The organism is Aquidulcibacter sp. (assembly GCF_044346625.1).
Lineage (GTDB): Bacteria > Pseudomonadota > Alphaproteobacteria > Caulobacterales > Aquidulcibacteraceae > Aquidulcibacter.
In genome coordinates this window covers 34,959-54,117 of sequence record NZ_JBIIYV010000015.1, presented here as the reverse complement: position 1 = coordinate 54,117, position 19,159 = coordinate 34,959, and the positions used below count along the sequence as shown (strand labels likewise).

The 19,159-nt window shown below is 57.9% G+C and carries 23 protein-coding genes; 13 read left to right on the top strand and 10 right to left on the bottom strand.

Annotated elements, in window-relative coordinates; genetic code table 11:
* Window positions 1-2,479: bifunctional proline dehydrogenase/L-glutamate gamma-semialdehyde dehydrogenase PutA (gene putA, locus ACIQ20_RS06115; RefSeq protein ID WP_395778408.1), on the bottom strand; the 2,479-nt coding region annotated here is incomplete at its 3' end.
* A gap of 94 nt (window positions 2,480-2,573) precedes the next feature.
* Here putA and ACIQ20_RS06110 point away from each other — a divergent pair.
* Window positions 2,574-3,662, top strand: coding sequence for a glycosyltransferase family 4 protein (locus ACIQ20_RS06110; RefSeq protein WP_395778406.1), 1,089 nt, complete (start codon window positions 2,574-2,576; stop codon window positions 3,660-3,662).
* On the opposite strand, the gene ACIQ20_RS06105 is transcribed toward ACIQ20_RS06110, so the two are convergent.
* A complete protein-coding gene (locus ACIQ20_RS06105) occupies window positions 3,659-4,105 on the bottom strand; it encodes a YbgC/FadM family acyl-CoA thioesterase (protein WP_395778404.1) in 447 nt (148 codons plus the stop codon). The genes ACIQ20_RS06110 and ACIQ20_RS06105 overlap by 4 nt on opposite strands.
* An 84-nt stretch (window positions 4,106-4,189) precedes the next feature.
* Window positions 4,190-4,408, bottom strand: coding sequence for a 30S ribosomal protein S21 (gene rpsU / locus ACIQ20_RS06100; protein WP_085340600.1), 219 nt, complete (start codon window positions 4,406-4,408; stop codon window positions 4,190-4,192).
* A gap of 165 nt (window positions 4,409-4,573) precedes the next feature.
* Between rpsU and ACIQ20_RS06095 the strand changes: the two genes are divergently transcribed.
* Window positions 4,574-5,263 carry a COQ9 family protein gene (locus tag ACIQ20_RS06095; RefSeq protein WP_395778402.1) on the top strand — a complete coding sequence of 230 codons (690 nt, stop codon included), beginning with the start codon at window positions 4,574-4,576 and terminating at the stop codon, window positions 5,261-5,263.
* Here ACIQ20_RS06095 and ACIQ20_RS06090 read toward each other — a convergent pair.
* Together ACIQ20_RS06090 and purE are read right to left on the bottom strand one after the other, a co-directional pair.
* A complete protein-coding gene (locus ACIQ20_RS06090) occupies window positions 5,260-6,336 on the bottom strand; it encodes a 5-(carboxyamino)imidazole ribonucleotide synthase (protein ID WP_395778400.1) in 1,077 nt (358 codons plus the stop codon). The genes ACIQ20_RS06095 and ACIQ20_RS06090 overlap by 4 nt on opposite strands.
* Entirely contained in the window at window positions 6,333-6,833 is a 501-nt protein-coding gene (purE, locus tag ACIQ20_RS06085; protein WP_395778398.1) for a 5-(carboxyamino)imidazole ribonucleotide mutase, read from the bottom strand. Before purE ends, ACIQ20_RS06090 begins: the two co-directional genes overlap by 4 nt.
* Before the next feature lie 270 nt (window positions 6,834-7,103).
* Between purE and ACIQ20_RS06080 the strand changes: the two genes are divergently transcribed.
* Window positions 7,104-7,901 carry a GGDEF domain-containing protein gene (locus ACIQ20_RS06080; protein WP_395778396.1) on the top strand — a complete coding sequence of 266 codons (798 nt, stop codon included), beginning with the start codon at window positions 7,104-7,106 and terminating at the stop codon, window positions 7,899-7,901.
* Here ACIQ20_RS06080 and ACIQ20_RS06075 read toward each other — a convergent pair whose 3' ends face one another.
* Window positions 7,902-8,351, bottom strand: a complete 450-nt coding sequence (locus tag ACIQ20_RS06075; protein ID WP_395778394.1) for a GNAT family N-acetyltransferase — start codon at window positions 8,349-8,351, stop codon at window positions 7,902-7,904.
* A 23-nt stretch (window positions 8,352-8,374) separates the two neighbouring features.
* Complete coding sequence (locus ACIQ20_RS06070; RefSeq protein WP_395778392.1) at window positions 8,375-9,634, bottom strand: penicillin-binding protein activator; 1,260 nt, start codon at window positions 9,632-9,634, stop codon at window positions 8,375-8,377.
* 25 nt (window positions 9,635-9,659) lie between these two features.
* Between ACIQ20_RS06070 and rsmI the strand changes: the two genes are divergently transcribed.
* From rsmI to ACIQ20_RS06045, 5 genes are all read left to right on the top strand, one after another.
* Window positions 9,660-10,604: a 16S rRNA (cytidine(1402)-2'-O)-methyltransferase gene (rsmI, locus tag ACIQ20_RS06065; RefSeq protein WP_395778390.1), complete on the top strand. Its 945-nt coding sequence runs from the start codon at window positions 9,660-9,662 to the stop codon at window positions 10,602-10,604.
* Window positions 10,601-11,032 carry a YraN family protein gene (locus ACIQ20_RS06060; RefSeq protein ID WP_395778388.1) on the top strand — a complete coding sequence of 144 codons (432 nt, stop codon included), beginning with the start codon at window positions 10,601-10,603 and terminating at the stop codon, window positions 11,030-11,032. Before rsmI ends, ACIQ20_RS06060 begins: the two co-directional genes overlap by 4 nt.
* Window positions 11,029-11,832 (top strand): transglutaminase family protein, encoded by an 804-nt coding sequence (locus ACIQ20_RS06055; protein WP_395778386.1) that lies wholly within the window; start codon window positions 11,029-11,031, stop codon window positions 11,830-11,832. The genes ACIQ20_RS06060 and ACIQ20_RS06055 overlap by 4 nt, the downstream gene beginning before the upstream one ends.
* 12 nt (window positions 11,833-11,844) lie before the next feature.
* The gene (gene gshB / locus ACIQ20_RS06050) at window positions 11,845-12,810 is read left to right on the top strand and encodes a glutathione synthase (protein ID WP_395778384.1); all 966 of its coding nucleotides are present in this window, start codon (window positions 11,845-11,847) and stop codon (window positions 12,808-12,810) included.
* 144 nt (window positions 12,811-12,954) lie between these two features.
* Entirely contained in the window at window positions 12,955-13,347 is a 393-nt protein-coding gene (locus ACIQ20_RS06045) for a hypothetical protein (RefSeq protein WP_395778382.1), read from the top strand.
* Between the two features lie 62 nt (window positions 13,348-13,409).
* Here the strand turns inward: ACIQ20_RS06045 and ACIQ20_RS06040 are convergent, their stop codons facing one another.
* Together ACIQ20_RS06040 and ACIQ20_RS06035 are read right to left on the bottom strand one after the other, a co-directional pair.
* Window positions 13,410-13,544 carry a hypothetical protein gene (locus ACIQ20_RS06040; protein ID WP_395778380.1) on the bottom strand — a complete coding sequence of 45 codons (135 nt, stop codon included), beginning with the start codon at window positions 13,542-13,544 and terminating at the stop codon, window positions 13,410-13,412.
* A gap of 127 nt (window positions 13,545-13,671) precedes the next feature.
* The gene (locus ACIQ20_RS06035) at window positions 13,672-13,884 is read right to left on the bottom strand and encodes a cold-shock protein (protein WP_085340588.1); all 213 of its coding nucleotides are present in this window, start codon (window positions 13,882-13,884) and stop codon (window positions 13,672-13,674) included.
* A gap of 278 nt (window positions 13,885-14,162) precedes the next feature.
* Here ACIQ20_RS06035 and ACIQ20_RS06030 point away from each other — a divergent pair, with 278 nt between their 5' ends.
* The 5 genes from ACIQ20_RS06030 (at window position 14,163) to ruvB (ending at window position 17,962) form a co-directional block, all read left to right on the top strand.
* Complete coding sequence (locus ACIQ20_RS06030; protein ID WP_395778378.1) at window positions 14,163-14,765, top strand: nicotinate-nucleotide adenylyltransferase; 603 nt, start codon at window positions 14,163-14,165, stop codon at window positions 14,763-14,765.
* Window positions 14,766-14,817: 52 nt separating this feature from the next.
* Window positions 14,818-15,663, top strand: a complete 846-nt coding sequence (locus ACIQ20_RS06025; RefSeq protein WP_395778376.1) for an L-histidine N(alpha)-methyltransferase — start codon at window positions 14,818-14,820, stop codon at window positions 15,661-15,663.
* An 81-nt stretch (window positions 15,664-15,744) separates the two neighbouring features.
* On the top strand, window positions 15,745-16,254 hold the full coding sequence (gene ruvC, locus ACIQ20_RS06020; protein ID WP_395778374.1) for a crossover junction endodeoxyribonuclease RuvC: 510 nt from the start codon (window positions 15,745-15,747) through the stop codon (window positions 16,252-16,254).
* Complete coding sequence (gene ruvA, locus ACIQ20_RS06015) at window positions 16,251-16,910, top strand: Holliday junction branch migration protein RuvA (RefSeq protein ID WP_395778372.1); 660 nt, start codon at window positions 16,251-16,253, stop codon at window positions 16,908-16,910. Before ruvC ends, ruvA begins: the two co-directional genes overlap by 4 nt.
* Entirely contained in the window at window positions 16,907-17,962 is a 1,056-nt protein-coding gene (gene ruvB / locus ACIQ20_RS06010; protein ID WP_395778370.1) for a Holliday junction branch migration DNA helicase RuvB, read from the top strand. The genes ruvA and ruvB overlap by 4 nt, the downstream gene beginning before the upstream one ends.
* Here the strand turns inward: ruvB and ACIQ20_RS06005 are convergent.
* Window positions 17,959-19,158, bottom strand: coding sequence for a CaiB/BaiF CoA transferase family protein (locus ACIQ20_RS06005; protein WP_395778368.1), 1,200 nt, complete (start codon window positions 19,156-19,158; stop codon window positions 17,959-17,961). The two genes, ruvB and ACIQ20_RS06005, sit on opposite strands and share 4 nt — an antisense overlap.
* Window position 19,159 lies beyond the last annotated feature (1 nt).

The window sequence follows — 19,159 nt, the reverse complement described above, 5'->3', positions numbered from 1 at the left end:
GGAACAACAGGCGCAGGGCCGAACAACGCTGACCCGCAGAGCCAAAAGCCGAGATGATGACATCATCCACCACTTGTTCCTTCAAAGCCGTGGTGTCGACAAACATGGCGTTGAGGCCGCCCGTCTCAGCAATCAGCGGCACAATCGGCCCGTCCTTATGCGCCAAAGTACGCGAAATCAGGCGCGCGACGCTGGTCGAACCGGTGAAGGCGATTCCTGCGATCTTTGGGTTGCTGACCAGATGTGCACCTGTGCGGCCATCGCCCAAAACGAGGTGCAGCACATCCTTCGCAACGCCTGCTTGATAGAGCATCTCGCACGCGGCTTGGGCAATCAGCGGGGTCTGTTCAGCGGGCTTGGCGACGACGCTATTGCCCGCCGCCAACGCAGCTGCGACCTGGCCCATGAAAATCGCCAGCGGGAAGTTCCAGGGGCTGATGCAGCCAAACACGCCGCGCCCATGAAGGGACAGCACATTAGTCTCCCCCGCTGGGCTGGGCAATTCAAGCGGTGTTTGAAACTCTTGGGCTGCCTGGGCGGCATAATAGCGCAAGAAGTCGATGGCCTCGCGGACTTCATCGATACAATCCTGCAGGGTCTTGCCGGCCTCGGCCGAGCACAAAGCCATCAAGCGGGCGCGGTCGGCCTCCATCAGATCGGCAGCGCGCAACAGGATCAGGCTGCGGGCGTAGCCGCCGAGCCGGTCCCAAGCAGGTTGGGCTGTGTGGGCCTTCTCACAGGCAGCGTCGAGCGCTTCAAGGCTTGTTTCTTCAATGTGACCCACAATGATTTCGAGATTTTGCGGCGAGATTATCGCGACCGGGCCTTGGCCTTCGCTCTTTTGAGCTTGGATTGTTATGGCCTGCTCTAGCGCCGTGACATCAGGGCCAAGGGTTAAATCGAGGCCTTTGGAGTTGGCGCGGGCATCACCATAAATCGCAGGCGGCGCGGGCACTTTTAGATGCCGTCTAGTGCCGGCTTCTAGGGCCGTTAACGGGTCACCGGCGACGCGCTCGACCGGCACATCCTCGTCCAAGAAGGCATGCACGAAGCTGGTATTGGCCCCATTTTCGAGCAAACGGCGGACGAGATAGGGAAGCAAGTCTTCATGGGCACCGACCGGGGCATAGACGCGCACATTCATGTCGCCGAACAGATCACGTGCTGTCGCATATAACGTCTCGCCCATGCCGTGCAGGCGCTGAAACTCATAAGCCTCTTGGCCTGCAGCTTGGGCCAAACAGCGGATAGCGGCCAAGGTATGGGCATTGTGGGTAGCAAACTGGCTGTAGATGGCATCAGGGGCCCGCAGCATCAGGTCAGCGCAGGCGAGGTAGGACACATCTGTCGCAGGCTTGGTGGTGAAGACCGGGAAGTCTGGGCGACCTGCCACTTGCGCCCGCTTGATCTCAGCGTCCCAATAGGCACCCTTGACCAAACGCGTCATGATCCGCCGCCCGGACGAGCGGGCAATGGCGATCACCGTCTCCACCGTTTTGGGCGCGCGCTTTTGATAGGCCTGAACGGCGAGACCGAGGCCATTCCAGCCAGCCAGCTCTGGCGCATGGGCGAGACGGTTGAGGATTTCGAGCGAAATCACCAGCCGGTCGGCTTCTTCGGCATCGAGGCAGAAGCCGATATCATAGCGCTTGGCGATCAGGGCAAGGTTCAGGACCACTGGATAGAGCGTCTCATGCACTTGGTGGCGCTGGCGGGCGTCATAGCGGGGGGAAAGTGCACTCAATTTAACGGAGATGCCTGAGGCTTTCTCTGGCCCCAGATCGTGAGAGGTTTTGCCGACCGCCTCAATGGCTTCGGCATAGGCCTTGGCATAGCGGGCAGCGTCTTCCTGGGTGCGCGCGCCTTCGCCCAGCATATCGAAGGAGAAGTGACTGGCGGCTTGTTTGCGGATCGCGCCTTGGCCGCGCTTGATTGCCGCCTCAATCGTGCGGCCCAGCACAAATTGTTCGCCCATGATGCGCATGGCTTGGCCAACGGCGGCGCGGATAACTGGCTCGCCGGCTTTGCGTGTCAGACGGTGCATGAAAGCGCCCAAGTCTTTGCGCGCTTCTGCACCAACATCGACGACTTTACCGGTCAGCATCAGGCCCCAGACCGAGGCATTGACCAAGGTGCTGTCGGATTTGCCAGCCCGCCCGCCCCAATCGCCACTTGTGATTTTCTCCGCAATCAAACGATCAGCCGTTTCCTGATCCGGCACCCGCAACAAGGCCTCCGCCAGACACATGAGGGCAAGGCCTTCTGGCGTGGTTAGGCCGAATTCTTCCAAGAAAGTTTCCAACATGCCGACGGGCTTGGCCCGCTCGCGGGCTTTGCGCACGATTGCCTGAGCGTCCATCAGGGCTTGCGAGCGCACCGCGCCGCGCAAGGGGCTTTGGTCGATCAGCGCCTGCACCATCGCAACTTCATCGCCATATTTCGTGGCATCCATGGCTTCTATGTCTGTTTGGGTCAGCATGACGGTCTCTTTTCCAGTACAGATGGTGCAGGCCTTATTGGCCTTTTGTGGCGGCACACTGTAAGGACATCACGGAAAAAACAAGGGCCTATACATGCGCATCATGCTGGTAACAGACGCGTGGGAACCACAAGTCAATGGAGTGGTGCGGACGCTTTCGCGCACCGTGCAGGAATTACGCGCGATGGGCCATGAAGTCATGATGGTCACGCCAAATGACGGCTATAAAACCATCCCGCTACCGACCTACCCCGAGATTAAGCTGGCGCTGTTTGCCAAGGATGATATTGAGGAGCGGTTCGAAGACTTCGAACCCGAGGCTGTGCATATTGCCACCGAGGGCACACTGGGCCTGACAGCGCGGCGCATCTGCATCCAGCACCGCTTTCCATTCTCCACTTCCTATCACACACAATATCCAGAATATGTCTCCGCCCGTTTCCCGATCCCGGTCGGCTGGGGCTATGCCTTTGTGCGCTGGTTTCACCACATGGCAGGTCGGGTCATGGTGGCGACGCCGACGATGCATGATCTATTGGTGTCACGCGGGTTCAAGAATCTGGCGCTCTGGACACGCGGTGTCGACACCGAACAATTCAATCCCCGGCTGCGGGTTGCAGACCGTGGGCCGCTGGCCGGCATAGAAGGCCCGATCTTCCTCTATGTCGGACGGGTCTCGGTTGAGAAGAATGTGGAGGCCTTTTTGGCCTGTGATCTCAAGGGTACCAAAGTGGTGGTCGGCGATGGCCCGGCGCGGGTAGACCTTGAGACGCGCTTTCCAGAAGCCAAGTTCTTAGGCGCTAAATTCGGCGAAGAGCTGGCTGCCTGTTATGCCAATGCCGATGTGTTTGTTTTCCCAAGCTATACCGACACATTTGGCCTGGTCATCCTCGAAGCCATGGCCACAGGCACTCCGGTGGCAGCCTTTGTGGCACCGGGCCCGAAAGACATCATTCCAGGCTCCGGTGCAGGCGAAATCGGTGATGATTTAGCCGCCAGCATTGAGGCCTGCCTGAAGATCGACCGCGCCCAAGTGCGGAAATATGCGGAAGGTTTCTCGTGGCGGGCTTGCGCCGAACAATTCCTCGAGAACCTTGACCCCTTGCCCGTGATGGAGCGGTACAAGGTTTGGAACCGGGTCAAAAATGCCCTGCGCCTGCGGCGCAAACGCAAGCCGCTCTAAAGGGGCAGCAAATAAGGCGCTAATTGGGCTTCAAGTTCTTTAAAGGGCCGCTTCGGCCGACCTTGAAGGTCAATCGTAACGGCCTCAACTGCCGCCGTGGCGATCACCTCTTCGCCACGAAAAATCGTCTGCTGAATGATAAGGCGCACACCCTTGATCGCATCATAATGGGTTTGCACGACCAAGCAGTCATCAATGCGGGCAGCTTTTTTGAACTTGATATCCATGCCCGTGATGGCGAAAGCCAAGGGCGGGTCGCGTTCTAGCAATTGCGTATGGTGAATGCCTGCCAGCCTGAGAAAATCTGACCGCCCGCGCTCAAAATAGCGCAGATAATTGGCGTGATAGACGATGCCCGACATATCGGTATCTTCATAATAAATCCGTACGGGCAAGAAATGGGTGCGGCCATCAAATCGGCCTGCGCTAGGTTGATCGTGCACGTGTCTCTCCCGCCCCTAACAAACACAAAAGCCGCCGCTAGGAGACCCCAGCGGCGGCTTATGAATACTCAAGCCCAAAAGGCCTTAGCGCTTCAGAACCAGGCCTTCGCGCTGCGCACGCTTGCGCTGCAGCTTGCGCATACGGCGCACGGCTTCGGCATCTTCACGAGCACGCTTCTCAGAAGGTTTTTCAAAATGATTACGACGCTTCATTTCGCGGAAGGTGCCTTCGCGCTGCATCTTCTTTTTCAGTGCTTTCAACGCCTGATCGACGTTGTTATCGCGCACAAGGATCTGAACCAGGGGAGCCCCCTATAAATTGGACGAACGACCAGAAAACTGGCCAAGTGAAAGTAGAGGGGCGGACATACAGAAATCAGTCCGGATTGTCCACCTCATGGTGGTGAATCATGTCAGTTGCGAAAACAGCGATGGACCAGCGGCCGTCCATGACATATCTTAAGCCCTATGACCGTTTCCGCCGACCTCTCAAACCCAGTTTCCCGCCACGATCCAATCCAAGCGCTGCGCGACCGCTATCTTGATGCTGCCTTGGACGAAGCGGGCTTCTCGGGCTGGTTGCCCAATGCTTTGGAGCGCGCGCGTGAGGCGGCTAATCTTAGCGAAGGCGAAGCCCTGCTGGCGGCCCCGCGTGGCGCGGTGGACCTGATAGACGCTTGGTTTGACCGGGCCGAGCGCGCGATGGAACGCGCGATTGAGGATTGCCAGCCCGGGACGAAAATCCGCGAGAAGGCGACTTTGGCTGTGCGGGTGCGATTGGAGGCTTTGTCCACCCACAAGGAAAGCCTTCGCCGCGCCGCCATCTATCTGGCTGTGCCCAATAATACCCCCGATGCCGTGCGGATTGGCTGGCGCGCAGCGGATCGGGCTTGGGTCGCAATGGGCGATCCTTCTACCGACTTCAACTATTATACCAAGCGCACCATCCTATCGGGCGTCCATCTAGCGACCTTGGCCTATTGGCTGCAGGATGAGAGCGACGATAGCGGCGCGACTTGGGCATTCTTGGACAAGCAAATTGGTCGCGTGATGCAGTTTGAGAAAGTGAAAGCGCAAGTCAATCAACTGGTCGATAAGATACCTGACCCCTTGGGCATTTTGACCCGCCTACGCTATGGCGCTCAACCCAAGCCTTAAATCCTAGTCACATGGCCCATTTTTCGGCCATCGCGCACAGCTCGCTTGCCGTAAAGATGGACGAAGGTGTCCGGCTGGCCAGCTAATTCCGCCCACGCTTCAACCTCATTGCCGATCAAATTGGTCATCACAACGTGTGGCGCGTGGCGCTTGGTAGAGGCCAAGGGCCAATGGGCGACCGCGCGCATATGTTGCTGAAACTGGTCAGCGGCACAGCCGTCTTGCGTCCAATGGCCGGAATTATGGACCCGCGGGGCGATTTCATTGATCACCAATTGGTCTCCGCCCACGACAAAGAACTCCACCGCCAGCACACCAATATGGTCCAAGGCTGCAGCAATTTGGGCGGCCGCTGCAACAGCCTGATCCACCAGGGCGTCAGAGATCTGCGCCGGAACCGTCGAGGTCCGCAAAATGCCGCCCTGGTGGACATTTTCTGTCACGTCAAAGGCGGCAAAGCTGCCATCGACAGCACGTGCGAGAATAACCGAAACTTCGCGCTCAAACGGCACAAAACCTTCCAAAATAGCGGGCTTACCACTTAAGGCAGCCCACGCCTCTGCGGCGTCACGGGTCTGGCTCAAGCGGTATTGACCTTTACCATCATAGCCCAAGGTGCGGGTCTTTAGGATGGCAGGCACGCCGATGGTCGCAACCGCACGGTCCAGATCCTCCAGCGTATCGCACGCTGCAAACGGCGCGGTCTCAAGGCCCAAGCCTTGGATGAATTGCTTTTCGACCAGACGGTCTTGCGTCAATTGCAGTGACTTAAGCCCCGGACGGATCGAGGTGTGCTCTGCCAGAAAGGCCAACGACGGGGCTGGCACATTTTCAAACTCAAAGGTGACGACGTCGACGCAGTCGGCAAAAGCGGCCAGTGCCTCTTGATCATCCCAAGCAGCGGTAAAACATTTCGCCGCCACGCGACCAGCAGGGCAATCAGGCTCTGGTTCATAAACCACGCAGTCAAATCCAAGCTCAGCGGCGGCCACGGCCAACATCCGGCCCAATTGTCCGCCACCTAAAATGCCAATGGTCGAACCGGCGGCAAGGCGATCAAATGCAGGTGTCATTCGCGCGGATCGTCCCCAACCGCTTCGGTCTGGGCTTCGCGCCACGCGGTCAAGCGCGCGGACAAAGCGACATCGTTTAAGGCAAGGATAGAAGCCGCCAGCAAAGCAGCATTTGCTGCACCAGCCGGGCCGATGGCGAGCGTGCCGACCGGGATGCCCTTGGGCATTTGTACAATCGACAACAAGCTATCTTGGCCAGACAAAGCGGCCGAGCGCACAGGCACGCCAAGCACGGGTAAAGTCGTCATGGCGGCTACCATGCCGGGCAAATGCGCAGCCCCACCGGCACCGGCAATAATCACCTTCAGGCCACGGCCTTTGGCTTCTTTCGCATAGAGGCTCATTTTGTCAGGCGTGCGGTGGGCGGAGACCACTTTGGCCTCATAAGGCACGTCTAGATGGTCAAGAATCTTGGCCGCCTCAATCATGGTTTCCCAATCCGAGCGGGAGCCCATAATCAATCCTATTTGTGGGCCAATTTGTGGATTTGAGGCCATCGATTGTGCTTTCCAACAATTGGGACGAAAGCACCCTGCAAAAGCGTGCGCGCCCGTCACCACCCAAGAAAGCGGGGCTTCTAGTCGCAAAGGGGCCGGAAGGGAAGACCTGATCGGAACTCCGTGCGTATAAACACCTTGTTAACCATTCGCGCGCACAGCCTAGGAGCCCGATTTATAGATTTTGCGCCCTTACGGTATGCGCGTTTATCTGGTAATTGGTCTGAAACTAGCGACCGTGTGAGGCGGTCAAGATAGGAGCTTTGGGCGGTGTCGTTTGCACAGCATCATTCTGATGGAAAGCCGAAAGCGACCTCGCCTTCCTTGCAGCCGAAATCGGCACTGGAGCGGGCCACCCAAGCTGCTGCTGCTGCCAAGCGAAGCCCTGTAGCGGAACCTAGCCCTTCCCTGCGTGGCGCGGAGGCTTCTCCAGCCCACAGCCCCGAGGCGCCCCCGGTTTTGGGCATTCCACCCCAAGAATTGACCCCGCATGTCCGCCGGGCGCTCAAGCATTTGGCCGATCAGGTATCAAGCCTGAAAGCAGATCGTGCACGCTTGGTGGATCGGTTGCGCCGTGCGGAAGAATTGGCGGACCGGGATACTTTAGTGCCGGTTTTCAACCGCCGCGCCTTTGAACGAGAGTTGAACCGGGTGATAAGCTTTGCCCAACGTTACGAGGTGCAGGCAAGCCTCGTCTATTTCGATTTGGACGGGTTCAAACAGATTAATGACCGGTTTGGCCACCCGGCTGGCGACGCGATCCTGTTAGCTGTCGGCGAGACTTTGGCTGCCAATATTCGCGAGAGTGACCTGGTTGGGCGCGTTGGCGGCGACGAATTTGCCGTCATTCTGGCAAAAGCGGGTCCCGAAGATGCCAGGCGTAAAGGCACACAACTGGCTGAAGCCATTTCTCGAACCGAAATCACCTATCAGGGCCACCGCCTGCAGGTTGGGGCCGCTTACGGGTCCTATACGTTTGAGTCGGACGATACCGGTGAACGGGCTTTGTCGCGGGCCGATGAGGCCATGTATGCCAATAAGGTTGGCCGGAAAATCCAAAGCCTCTGACTACAAATCCTTGATGTAATGGATAAAGCCAGCATGACGCGCGACGCGGTCATATAGGCTGCGACCCGCTGCATTGGTTTCATGCGTGAGCCAATAGACCCGGGCGGCATTTTGCGCGCGCGCCGCCTCCGCCACCGCCTCGATCAAAGCCTCCCCCACGCCGCGCTTGCGCGCAGCCGGGAAGGTGAACAGGTCCTGTAAATAACAATAGGGCTCAATCGTCCAGGAGGATGGATGATAGAGGAAGTGGACGAGCCCTAAGACTTCGTCGCCATCAACCGCGACAAGGCCATGCAAGGGTCCATTTGGATCCAGCAAGCGCTGCCAAGTGGCTTCGGTCACTTCTGGGGCAAATTGGCTGACCTTATAAAAAGTCAGATAGCCCTGCCAAAGCTCGTCCCAAACAGAACGATCGGTGGCTTCCAAGGGCCGTACATGAATGTCTCCCATACCTCACCTTCGAAATGACCGGCTTAATTCTGAAATTTCTTGGGGGCGACTTGCACAACTTTGCTGCCACGGGCGACGACTTCATTCACCGCCATCCCGCGCTCAACCACATGGCCTTTGAACCGGAACAACCCATCGACACCGATGAAGCCATCTTGGGCCTCGATGGCGCGGGCTGAAGCACCCGATTTACTGCCTTCCCGCGTCATGCGCGCCAGCATGGCGGTCGCATCATAGCCCATGCCCGCCAGTCGGGTTGGCTTGCGCTGATAGGCTTGGCTGAAGCGTTGCTCAAAGGCACTGCGGGCTGCGACATCTGGCGTCACAAACCAAGCGCCCATCATCCGGCTGTCGTTCAAAATGTCGGGATCGTTCCAGAGACCTGTGCCCAAATAGCGAACCTGGCGCGAGCTTGCGCCCGATTGGCCTAAGGTTTGAACAATAGCGCGCAACATCGCGCCCCGCTCTGGGATCAGAATTGCGGTTTCCCGGCTGGCGTTACCGCCGGAGACCTGGCCCGCAACACGCTTCGAGACTTCTAAAGCCGAAGTCATCGATGTTGATCGCGGATCATAGCGCTCATCGCCCATGAACTCGAGGCCAGCTGAAGCAGCCGCTTCACGCGCGGCCGCGGCGACCCGGTCGCCATAGCGACCTTCAGGGGCCAGAACAACGAGCCGTTTGACGCCCTGTTCGGCCGCGTAGCGGACAATCTGACGAGCCTCATCCTCGGGCAAGAAGGTCAAAACATAGATGTCCCGGCCTGCTTCGGACGTATCGGTCGAAAAGGAAAACATGGGTACATTACTGGCGCGTGCATAGGGGGCAATGGCTGTCACCCCGCTGGCAAACAAGGGACCCAGAATAAAGTCTGTGCCAGAGCGCATGGCATCGACGGCCGCTTCACGCGCAGACTCTGGGGTATCACCAGAATCCTTTGGAATGAGCAACATAGACGCATCGCCATGCTCAAATAGGGCAAGTTCGGCGGCACTTTGCAGGGTCTGGGCCTCGTTGCGGATGGCGGGATTGTCGCTACTGAACGGTGCCAAAAGGGCGACACGAACCAGTTTACGGCCAGCCATATGGGGCGGCGTCAACCGATTGGTTGCCTTGATCAGATAGGGGTTGACCGGTTCTTGCACCGCTGGCTTAGGCGGTGCTGGCGGCGGCACGGCTGTTTGTGGGGTGGATGCACACGAGGCCAAGCCCAGCAACATAGCTGCGCAGAGGCTTGCGCCTAACGCGTGTTTAAGGCTTGGTATCTTTGTCGGAAAGTACAAACCTTCTGTCCTAGAAATGGATGACATGGCCAACGTTACTCCCAATAAGAGGCCTAAGTCTAAGCGCGAGGCAGGTCTGGTGCAATCGCATCAACTGGAAACGCCCATAAAAATGCTGTTAGAATCGGGGCTTTACCTCGTCGCAACACCAATTGGTAATCTGGGTGATTTCACGCCCCGCGGGGCCAAGACGCTAACCGACTGCGACCTCATTTTGGCCGAAGATACCCGTGTAACCAAGCGCTTGATGGGGCTGCATGGTATCAGCGGCAAGGTCGCGCGATGCGACGAATCGGCAACTGATGCTGGCCTTTTACAAGCACTGAAGATTCTTGAGCAAGGTGGGTCAGTCGCCTTCTGCTCCGACGCAGGGACACCGGGTGTTAGCGATCCGGGCGAGCGTTTGGCCCGTGGTGTGATTGAAGCTGGGCATAAGGTTCTGGCCGTACCTGGTGCCTCTGCCGCCTTGGCCGCCTTGATTGTTTCAGGCCTGCCTTCCGCCCGGTTTTTCTTTGCCGGCTTTGCCCCTTCCAAAGCCGGGGCTAGAGCAGACTTTTTCCATGAATTTGCCGCCATCCCAGCCACGTTGATTTTCTACGAGACCGGGCCACGTCTAGGCGAAAGCCTGAGCGCCATGGCCAAGGTTTTTGGCGACCGGCCAGCTTGTGTCGCCCGCGAACTAACCAAGCTCTATGAAGAGACCCGGCGCGGCACCCTTGTGGAACTGGCGACCCATTATGGCAATGCTGATGCACCGCGCGGCGAGATTGTGGTTGTGGTTGGCGGAAAAAGCCATGAAACGCAGGCAGCCGAGGCACCTGATCTAGATGGCGCTCTGGTAGAAGCTTTGTCCCGGCTCAGCGTCAAGGATGCGGCCGCGGCCGTAGCTCTCCAGACCGGGATTGCGCGCCGCGATGTCTATAGTCGCGCACTGGCACTGGTTGCTGCCCAAAAGCGGGCCGCCTCATGAACTTGGTCCAATGCGCCCTTGCAGAAAGATCTGGTCGCTGGGCAGAGGGCTGGGCGGCCTTTGTCCTGCAACTCAAGGGCTATGCGATTTTAGGGCGGCGCGTGCAGACGCCAGCTGGAGAGATTGATCTGATCGCGCAGCGCGGGGATGTGCTGGCTTTCATCGAAGTTAGAATGCGCCAGCAAACAAGTGATCCTGCCGAGCTTTTGCGACCTCGACAGACGGCACGCATTGTCAGGGCTGCGACGGGCTGGACGGCAAGCCGCGATTGGACGCAGCATTTCACGTGGCGCTATGATCTGATCATTGTCACCAAATGGCGCTGGCCCAACCATGTTCGCGACGCTTGGCGTCCACAGGAAGAGCCAATGCTGGTTGGTCATCGCTCTAGAGACAATGTGATTTCTTTTCGGGCGCGGCGCAAATGATCCCCAGAACGCGGCTTGATGCGGAAAGCGCGCTGAAAGTGTGCGCCAACATGCCGCTGGACCGCTTTGACCTGACGGCCTGTGCGCTTGCCTGCGCCATTCATGAAAACCCGGACCGCGATCTTTCCGAAGCCCTCGGCGTCCTCGATCAGCTTACCGCCTTAGCCCAACAGCGAAAGCCACAATCCGCATTGGCGCTCTCCCAATTGATTTTTGGCGAAATGGGATTTGCAGGCTCAACCAAAGATTTTGATGATCCCGGCAATGCCGACTTGATCCGTATTTTGGAGGCGCGTGCGGGCTTGCCTGTTGGGCTCGGGGTGATCTGGCGCCATGTCGCCCGCCTTGCCAACACCCCACTTTATGGGGTCGACTCCCCCGGGCATTTTTTGCTGCGGTTGGAAGCCAGCGATGGGCCCATTTTCATCGACCCCCTTGCCGGGGGCGCGATTGTGGATGAGGTCGGCCTGTCAGAAATTGCCAATCGTGTTGGGATCAAGGCCTTGAGTGACGCGATGCTCGCCCCGGTTTCGGATCGGGTGATGGCGGTGCGTCTGCAAACCAATCTGGCGGCGCGGGCGCGTGCTTCTGGCCAAACTGAGGGATGGATGCGGGCGGCATTTCGTCGCGCGCTGTTAGCGCCTGACAATTATCAAGTGGCGCTCGACTATTCCCAAGCTGCAGAAGCCGCAGGACAAATTCATATTGCCCTTGAATGGGCGCAACGGGCTAGCCAACTGCAAGGCTACACCCAAGCCGATCGCGACAGAACCCAAACTCTTCGCCAAAAGCTCAATTAGCGAGTTCATCCAGTGTCTGATTTACCTGCCTCAAAACCCCTGCGTATTGCCATTCAGATGGACCCGATTGAGCAGGTCAATATTGAGGGCGACAGCACCTTTGCCATGGCCGAAGAGGCACAAATCCGGGGATATGAGATCTTTGTCTATCAGGTTGAGACCTTGAGCTGGCAAGAAGGCAAAGTCAGCGCGCGGGCCAAGCCTGCCAAGGTTCAACGCGTCAAGGGCGACCATGTGACCTTGGGCGAAGAGGTGGTGTTGGACCTGGCTGAAGACGTCGATGTCATTTTGATGCGGCAGGACCCGCCGTTTGACATGAGTTATATCACGGCCGCGCACCTGCTGGAGTTCTTGAAGGGCAAGACTTTGGTGGTGAATGATCCATTTTGGGTGCGGTCTAGCCCAGAGAAAATCGTCCCCCTCCTGTTCCCTGAACTCATGCCACCAACCTTGGTGTCGCGTGACCGCGAGACAATCAAGGCGTTTAAAGCAGAGCACCAGGACATTGTGGTCAAGCCTTTGTTCGGCAATGCTGGTGCCGCTGTTTTCCGGATCAAGCCAGAGGATGGCAATTTGGGTGCGTTGCTGGATCTGTTCTTCACCACCAGCCGGGACCCAATCATGGTGCAGGCTTTTGTGCCAGGCGTATTTGACGGGGACAAGCGGATCATCTTGGTCGATGGCGAACCTGTGGGCGCGATCAACCGGGTTCCCAAGGGCAATGACATTCGTTCGAACCTCGCCGTGGGCGGCACAGCCCATCCGGTCGACTTGAGTGAGGCGGATCTCGCGATTTGCCGCGCGATTGGCCCGACCCTGAAAGAGCGCGGCCTTCTATTTGTTGGGATCGATGTGATCGCAGGTCGCTTGACCGAGATCAACGTCACTTCCCCGACGGGCGCTTTGGCACTCAAAGCTTTTTCTGGAATCAATGCCGTTTCGCTGATGTGGGACGCCATTGACCGTAAATTGAACTAACTCTTACTCTGTGGTAGGAAAGTTGTTCACATCCCTTAGGGGTGGGAAATCACCATCTCGTATTAGAAATTGTCTTTTGTTCTTTATCTGTTCTTTTTTCGTTCTAATTTCTAGTTGGAATGTGGATAGTTCGGAAGCGAAACGATGGTTGCTCGATTGGTTACATGGGCCTTTGATGGGGCCGGGGCGCGCTGGGTAGACGTTCAGGTCCAGATTGCGGACGCCGGGGCGAACCCTTATTTCTCCATTGCTGGCTTGGCAGACAAGGCCGCAGCCCGTGAGGCAGGGGTGCGTACTGCCCAATCTGAGCGCTATAAGAGCGATGGGTTGGCGATTGCCACCAGTGCCATTGCCAGCGGAGCGGTGTTGGACCGCGTCGCTAAGCCCGACGGGCCGGGGCGGGATTTATTGGGAAGGGCAGCCGATACGCGGCGCCTATCTGCGCGGGCCTATCATCGCACCTTGAAACTGGCGCGCACGAGAGCGGACCTCGATGGGGTGGACGGGGTAAAGCGAATTCATATTGCTGAGGCATGAGTTTATCGGCGGGTGGAGCCTAATCCGGCGCAAGCCATCTCGACACCCAGTTTACAAAGACCCTAACGCTTGCCCATCGGCACTTTATCCGCCGTTGTCGCCCCTTTGGAGAACAAAGGTGTTGGCGCTTCGGACTTGGATTTTTCCGCCTTGGGTTTGCGGACTTCCTTGTTACTTTTCTTTTGTCCCTTGGCCATCTGGTACTCACTTCGGTGAAAGATTTATGCTGGGACGGGGCGAAGGGCCCGAGGGTGCGGCCAATGCCAGAGCATCGGCCGCACCCATTTGGGCTTATCACTTGGGCTTCATGACGAAGCCTAGTTTTTAAGCGCGATCTTGCAGGTTTTCAGCAGACATTTTGCCGCTCTTGCGATCTGCCACGAGGTCATAGCTGACCTTTTGGCCGTCGCGCAGGTCGCTCATGCCCGAGCGTTCCACTGCACTGATGTGGACGAAGGCATCAGGGCCGCCGTCATCAGGAGCGATAAAGCCAAAGCCTTTTTGGCCGTTAAACCATTTTACTGTTCCGGTAGTCATTAGAGTAGTTCCGTTCATAGAGAGATGATGCCTGCATGTGCAGGCATTTTGGCGTCGACATTTCAGGAGGTATTTTTGAGAGCAGCGCCGATGATCTCAGCGAACAGACAAGCATAGAACCGTCATTAGACGCGGCCCCTATGCGCCCTTCCCAGCCAATTAGCAAGCAGTTTCGATTTGGAACGCATTTTAGCCATCACCAAGGCTAAAGCAGCAATCAATCCTCAATGTGAGCATAACCCCTTCCCCTAAGCTGGACTCTCCCTTAATCGAAACCGATGCGATACGCGCTGCGAGCGCCGCGAGGGATAAAAGTCGGGCTCCTCGGTGGTTCTTTTGATCCTGCCCATTCTGGCCATGCCCATGTGGCCGAAACAGCCCGTGCCCGGCTGGGCCTGACTTGTGTCTGGTGGCTGGTCTCGCCACAAAACCCGTTGAAGCCGAAATCCACGCCCCTCAAGAACCGTTTGGCCTCGGCACGCGCTGTGGCACGCGGACGGCACAACATCGTCACCGATATTGAAACGCAATTGAAAACCCAATTCACCATCGACACGCTGAAAGGCCTCAAAAGGCGGTTTCCAGGCGTAAATTTTGTCTGGCTAATGGGGGCGGATAATTTGAGCGGGTTTGAACAATGGCGTGGCTGGCAGGACATTGCGCGCCTAGTTCCGATCTGTGTGGTGTCCCGACCAGGGGCAGGACCACGGGCCCGACTAGGGCGATTAGCACAACGTTTTCCCCATGCGCGATTAAATTTGGCCGATGCCACGGCTTGCCCGCGCGCGACACCGCCCGCTTGGGTCTATATACCTGCGCGCTGGAATCCTTTATCCTCGACAGTACTGCGTGCTAGCGGTGCCGGTCTGTCATTGGTTTGAGTTGAGTTGGTTTGAGTTGGTTTGAAGATTGTTTCTTGGGGTAAAAATTTAAATGCTTGAAGATTTGGTGCGACAACACCAGCAAGATTTATTGGCTGGTGGGCGGACTGTCAGTATCGCTCTTGGCCTAGACAACCCAGCCGCCCATGTTGAGCGCGCCGAGCGTGAAGTGCTGGACCGAATTCTGCCCCAGCTGGGTGAATTGATCGGCCCAGCGGCGCGCCTGATCGACTGCGGCCCTTTTACCGGGTTACGCACCGCACAAATTCTTATGGCCTTAGAGCGGCCCAAAGCCATTGTTTTGATGAACCGCGAGATTGATCCTAGGATCTTTGATACGCTGAATGCAAAAGACTCAACGGCAGAAATCAGTTTGGGCCCCGCCAGTGCCAGCCCGTCCTCTTGGGACCTACCCGCAATTGGGTCGGGGACCAGTCTGGCCCTAATTGCAGGCGGCGGCTTAGGATTTCTATCAGAGACCGAACGGCGAGACCTGATCAAGGGGGCGGCGCAAACCCTGAAAGCCAATGATTATCTTTTGCTGGCCATAGAACTTGCGCAGGATGCTGCTGTGGTAGAGGCGGCTTATCAGGATTTTGGCTTGCATCTGGTGCGCACCTGCTTGACCCGCTTGGGCAAGAGCCACGGCCTTGAACCGCGCATCTTCCATGAAGCCGCAAGCCAACAGGTGCAATTTGGCGCTGTGGCACAAAAGGAGGCCGCCATTCAGTGGCACGACGCCGGCTGTATCTTTAGTCCCGGTGACTGGCTGGCGATGGGTTCTGCCCAACAATTCACCGCTGCGAACCTGACCTCAGAACTTGCTGGGTTCGACGTGCACGAGACATGGCGCGCCAGCGATGGAAGGGTGGATGTCATGCTCTTGAAGAAAAAATAACACGGCTTTGTCGTTCTGGTTATGTTCTGTTAAGATGCTTGGGTGCACGAAAGCGACGATTCGCTTTACAGGACAAAAGACATGTCACTCCAAACGATCCTTCTTGGCATTGACCCCGGCCTTCAGCGCACCGGTTGGGGCGTGATCGCCTGTGAGGGGGCACGTATTTCCTGGGTGGCCCATGGCGTTATCGCACCGGCGACAAAACTCGCTTTGACAGAGCGTTTGGGCCTGCTTGCCATCGGCATTAAAGACGTGCTTGATTTCTACAATCCCACCGAAGCGGCGGTCGAAGAGGTTTTCATGGCGAAGAATGCGCAATCCGCCTTGCTGTTAGGCCACGCCCGTGGCGCGACCTTGTCGGTTCTCGCCCAACATCGTGTGGCCGTGACAGAATATGCGACCCGCCACATCAAAAAGGCGCTGGTTGGCACGGGTGGTGCGGAGAAGGACCAAGTCGCCTTTATGGTCCGCCGCTTGCTGCCACAATCCGGCACCGTTTCAGCCGATGCCGCTGACGCGCTGGCGGCTGCCATCTGCCATGCCGCAGAACGACGCAGCCCCACCAACTTGATGGCGGCTAAAGGATGATTGGATCGCTGAAAGGGATTGTTGCGGCGACGGGTGAAGACCGCATGCTGATCGAAGTCGGTGGCGTCGGCTATTTGGTCTTTGCGGGAACCCGCACGTTATCGCGCCTGGGACAAGGAGCGGCCGTGCATGTGTTCATCGAGACGCAACTGCGCGAAGATTCCCTGAAGCTCTTTGGGTTTCTGTCGGATTCTGAGCGGGCTTGGTTTGCCAAATTGCAAGAGATCACCGGGGTTGGTGCCAAAGTGGCCCTAGCGATTTTAGACGTTCTCTCGCCCAATCAATTGATGGAAGCGGCAGCCCTAGAAGACAAAGTCAGCATTGCTCGCGCCAATGGCGTCGGGCCAAAGCTGGCTGCGCGCATTGCCACCGAACTGAAGGGCCGCCCGCCGCCAGCCAGCCTGTTGGGCCAAACCGGCACCTTTGGCTCTAGCGAAGGCGGAAGTCCTGGCACCGCCTCCTTGGAAGCCGCCCAAGCGCCCTTGGTTGAAGGCCCGGCCATCGCTGATCGATCCCAAGCTATCTCTGCCCTCCTCAATCTGGGCATTGCCCAGCCCGAAGCCCTGCGCGCCGTGGCCCTTGCCAGCCGCAGCCTTGGCGATGAGGCGAGCGTCGGCGCGCTCGTCAAGGCGGCGCTGAAGGAGATCGGCCGATGAACCAAGAGGGCGATGGCATTGGCGGCGAGCGGCTGATTTCGTCCGAACTGCGGGTCGGCGACACGATCGACCGTGCGCTGCGCCCGTCTGGCTTTGACGAATTTGTTGGCCAGACCGAGCTTAAGGCGAACCTCGAAATCTTTGTTCGTGCCGCCAAGGGGCGGGGCGATGCGATGGATCATTTGCTGCTGTTTGGCCCGCCTGGTCTGGGCAAAACCACCTTGGCCCAGATTACGGCGCGCGAACTGGGTGTGAATCTCAAGACAACTTCAGGGCCCGTCATTGCCAAAGCAGGCGATCTTGCAGCCCTTCTCACCAATCTTGAACCGCGCGACGTTCTGTTTATCGACGAGATCCACCGCTTGCCGGCAGCGGTTGAGGAAATTCTCTACCCAGCGATGGAAGATTACGCCCTTGATCTGGTTATCGGCGAAGGCCCTTCGGCGCGGTCGATCCGCATTGATCTTTCGCCGTTTACTTTGGTGGGCGCGACCACGCGGGCGGGCCTGTTATCCACGCCGCTGCGCGATCGGTTTGGTATCGTGTCACGCCTCGATTTCTACAGCGTAGCTGACTTGGAACTGATCCTACGGCGTGCCGCTGGCAAACTGGGGGCGCCCTTGACCCCCGATGGGGCTACTGAAATCGCGCGCCGGGCCCGTGGTACGCCCCGCATTGCGGTGCGTCTGTTACGACGGGTGCGCGACTTTGCCGATGCCTTGGGAAACCCGCTAGATGCCCAAACTGCCGCCCACGGCCTTGCCCGTCTCGATATTGATCCAGATGGGCTGGATATGCTCGACCGGCGCTATTTGCGTGCTTTGGTTGAGACCTATGGCGGGGGACCGGTTGGTGTGGAGACCCTTGCCGCCGCAATCTCAGAAGCCCGCGACGGGGTCGAAGATGTGATTGAGCCTTATTTGATGCAGCAAGGCTTTATCATGCGCACCCCACGTGGCCGCGTTGCTGCTGCACGTGCCTATCAATTATTTGGCCTGCCGGAACCCAAAGCGCCGCCTCAATCTGGCCTATTCGACGATTCGGCTCGCTAAATCACGCCAGAGCTTTTGAGAGTGGCGATTCTGTCGGCATCATAGCCCAGCATATTGGCGAGCACTTCATCTGTGTGACTGCCAAGCTCTGGCCCCGTCCAACGCACATTGCCGGGTGTGCTCGATAGTTTCGGGAAGACGTTGGGCATGGGGAATGGCCCCAATTCCGGATGCTCCACCGTCACAATGGCGTCGCGCGCGGCAAAGTGGGGGTCGGCCAACATGTCTGGTGCCCGATAGATACGACCACACGGCACACCATGGGCCTCACATACCGCTTCTAAGTCAGCGCAGGTCAATTGAAGGCTCCACGCGCTCACCAAAGCATCCAGTTCGGCTTGGTTCTCGCCGCGTGCGACATGGGTCAGAAAGCGCGGATCATCGGCAAGTTCTGGCTGACCCATCGCTTCTGCCAGGCGGCGCCAGACTGTGTCTTGATTGGCGGCCAAGATCAGCATGCCATCACTGGCTGGATAAATGTTGGACGGGGCGATTTTGGGCAGAAAAGAACCTGTCCGCTCGCGAATATAGCCACCAAAATGATAGTCGGGCACGAGGCTCTCCATCATGGCAAAGCAGGCTTCATAAATGGCCGAATCCACGATCTGACCGCGCCCGGTATTGCGGCGATGTTCTAGGGCCGCCAAGGCGCCAATAGCAGCATAAGTCGCAGCCAGACTGTCACCAATGGAGATACCAGCCCGCGAAGGCATCCGGTCAGGCTCCCCCATCACATAGCGAAGGCCGCCCATCGCCTCACCCACACTGGCATAGCCCGCCTTTGGACTGTTCGGCCCTGTCTGGCCATAGCCGGATACCCGGATCATGATCAGGCCGGGATTAATGGCCGACAGAACGTCATAGCCCAGGCCCCATTTCTCCAGCGTACCGGGACGGAAGTTCTCCAGAAGAAAATCAGCCTCTTTAATCAGATCTTTCAGGACTTCTTGGCCCTCCGCTTGGCGCAAGTCGAGCGTAATGCATTTCTTGTTGCGGGCGACAATCGGAAACCAGACGCCATGGCCGTCCTTCTTGACTGTGCCCCAGTCGCGCAAAGGATCGCCTTGGCCGGGCGGTTCGACTTTGATGACCTCAGCACCAAGATCACCAAGTATTTGGCCGCAGAACGGGCCAGCCAGCAGCACGCCTAGCTCAATCACGCGCAAGCCTTTCAGGGGTCCAGTGGCCTCCGACATG

What these genes read in the sequence shown, in the direction of transcription:
- ACIQ20_RS06030 (WP_395778378.1), top strand. Translation starts at nt 14,163, where the DNA reads ATGCGATACGCGCTGCGAGCGCCGCGAGGGATAAAAGTCGGGCTCCTC.
- ACIQ20_RS06040 (WP_395778380.1), bottom strand. Translation starts at nt 13,544, where the DNA reads ATGGCCAAGGGACAAAAGAAAAGTAACAAGGAAGTCCGCAAACCCAAG.
- ACIQ20_RS06005 (WP_395778368.1), bottom strand. Translation starts at nt 19,158, where the DNA reads ATGTCGGAGGCCACTGGACCCCTGAAAGGCTTGCGCGTGATTGAGCTA.
- ACIQ20_RS06035 (WP_085340588.1), bottom strand. Translation starts at nt 13,884, where the DNA reads ATGACTACCGGAACAGTAAAATGGTTTAACGGCCAAAAAGGCTTTGGC.
- ACIQ20_RS06095 (WP_395778402.1), top strand. Translation starts at nt 4,574, where the DNA reads ATGACCGTTTCCGCCGACCTCTCAAACCCAGTTTCCCGCCACGATCCA.
- ACIQ20_RS06060 (WP_395778388.1), top strand. Translation starts at nt 10,601, where the DNA reads ATGAACTTGGTCCAATGCGCCCTTGCAGAAAGATCTGGTCGCTGGGCA.
- ACIQ20_RS06110 (WP_395778406.1), top strand. Translation starts at nt 2,574, where the DNA reads ATGCGCATCATGCTGGTAACAGACGCGTGGGAACCACAAGTCAATGGA.
- purE (WP_395778398.1), bottom strand. Translation starts at nt 6,833, where the DNA reads ATGGCCTCAAATCCACAAATTGGCCCACAAATAGGATTGATTATGGGC.
- rsmI (WP_395778390.1), top strand. Translation starts at nt 9,660, where the DNA reads ATGGCCAACGTTACTCCCAATAAGAGGCCTAAGTCTAAGCGCGAGGCA.
- ACIQ20_RS06075 (WP_395778394.1), bottom strand. Translation starts at nt 8,351, where the DNA reads ATGGGAGACATTCATGTACGGCCCTTGGAAGCCACCGATCGTTCTGTT.
- ACIQ20_RS06025 (WP_395778376.1), top strand. Translation starts at nt 14,818, where the DNA reads ATGCTTGAAGATTTGGTGCGACAACACCAGCAAGATTTATTGGCTGGT.
- ruvA (WP_395778372.1), top strand. Translation starts at nt 16,251, where the DNA reads ATGATTGGATCGCTGAAAGGGATTGTTGCGGCGACGGGTGAAGACCGC.
- ACIQ20_RS06090 (WP_395778400.1), bottom strand. Translation starts at nt 6,336, where the DNA reads ATGACACCTGCATTTGATCGCCTTGCCGCCGGTTCGACCATTGGCATT.
- ACIQ20_RS06045 (WP_395778382.1), top strand. Translation starts at nt 12,955, where the DNA reads ATGGTTGCTCGATTGGTTACATGGGCCTTTGATGGGGCCGGGGCGCGC.
- ruvC (WP_395778374.1), top strand. Translation starts at nt 15,745, where the DNA reads ATGTCACTCCAAACGATCCTTCTTGGCATTGACCCCGGCCTTCAGCGC.
- ACIQ20_RS06055 (WP_395778386.1), top strand. Translation starts at nt 11,029, where the DNA reads ATGATCCCCAGAACGCGGCTTGATGCGGAAAGCGCGCTGAAAGTGTGC.
- ruvB (WP_395778370.1), top strand. Translation starts at nt 16,907, where the DNA reads ATGAACCAAGAGGGCGATGGCATTGGCGGCGAGCGGCTGATTTCGTCC.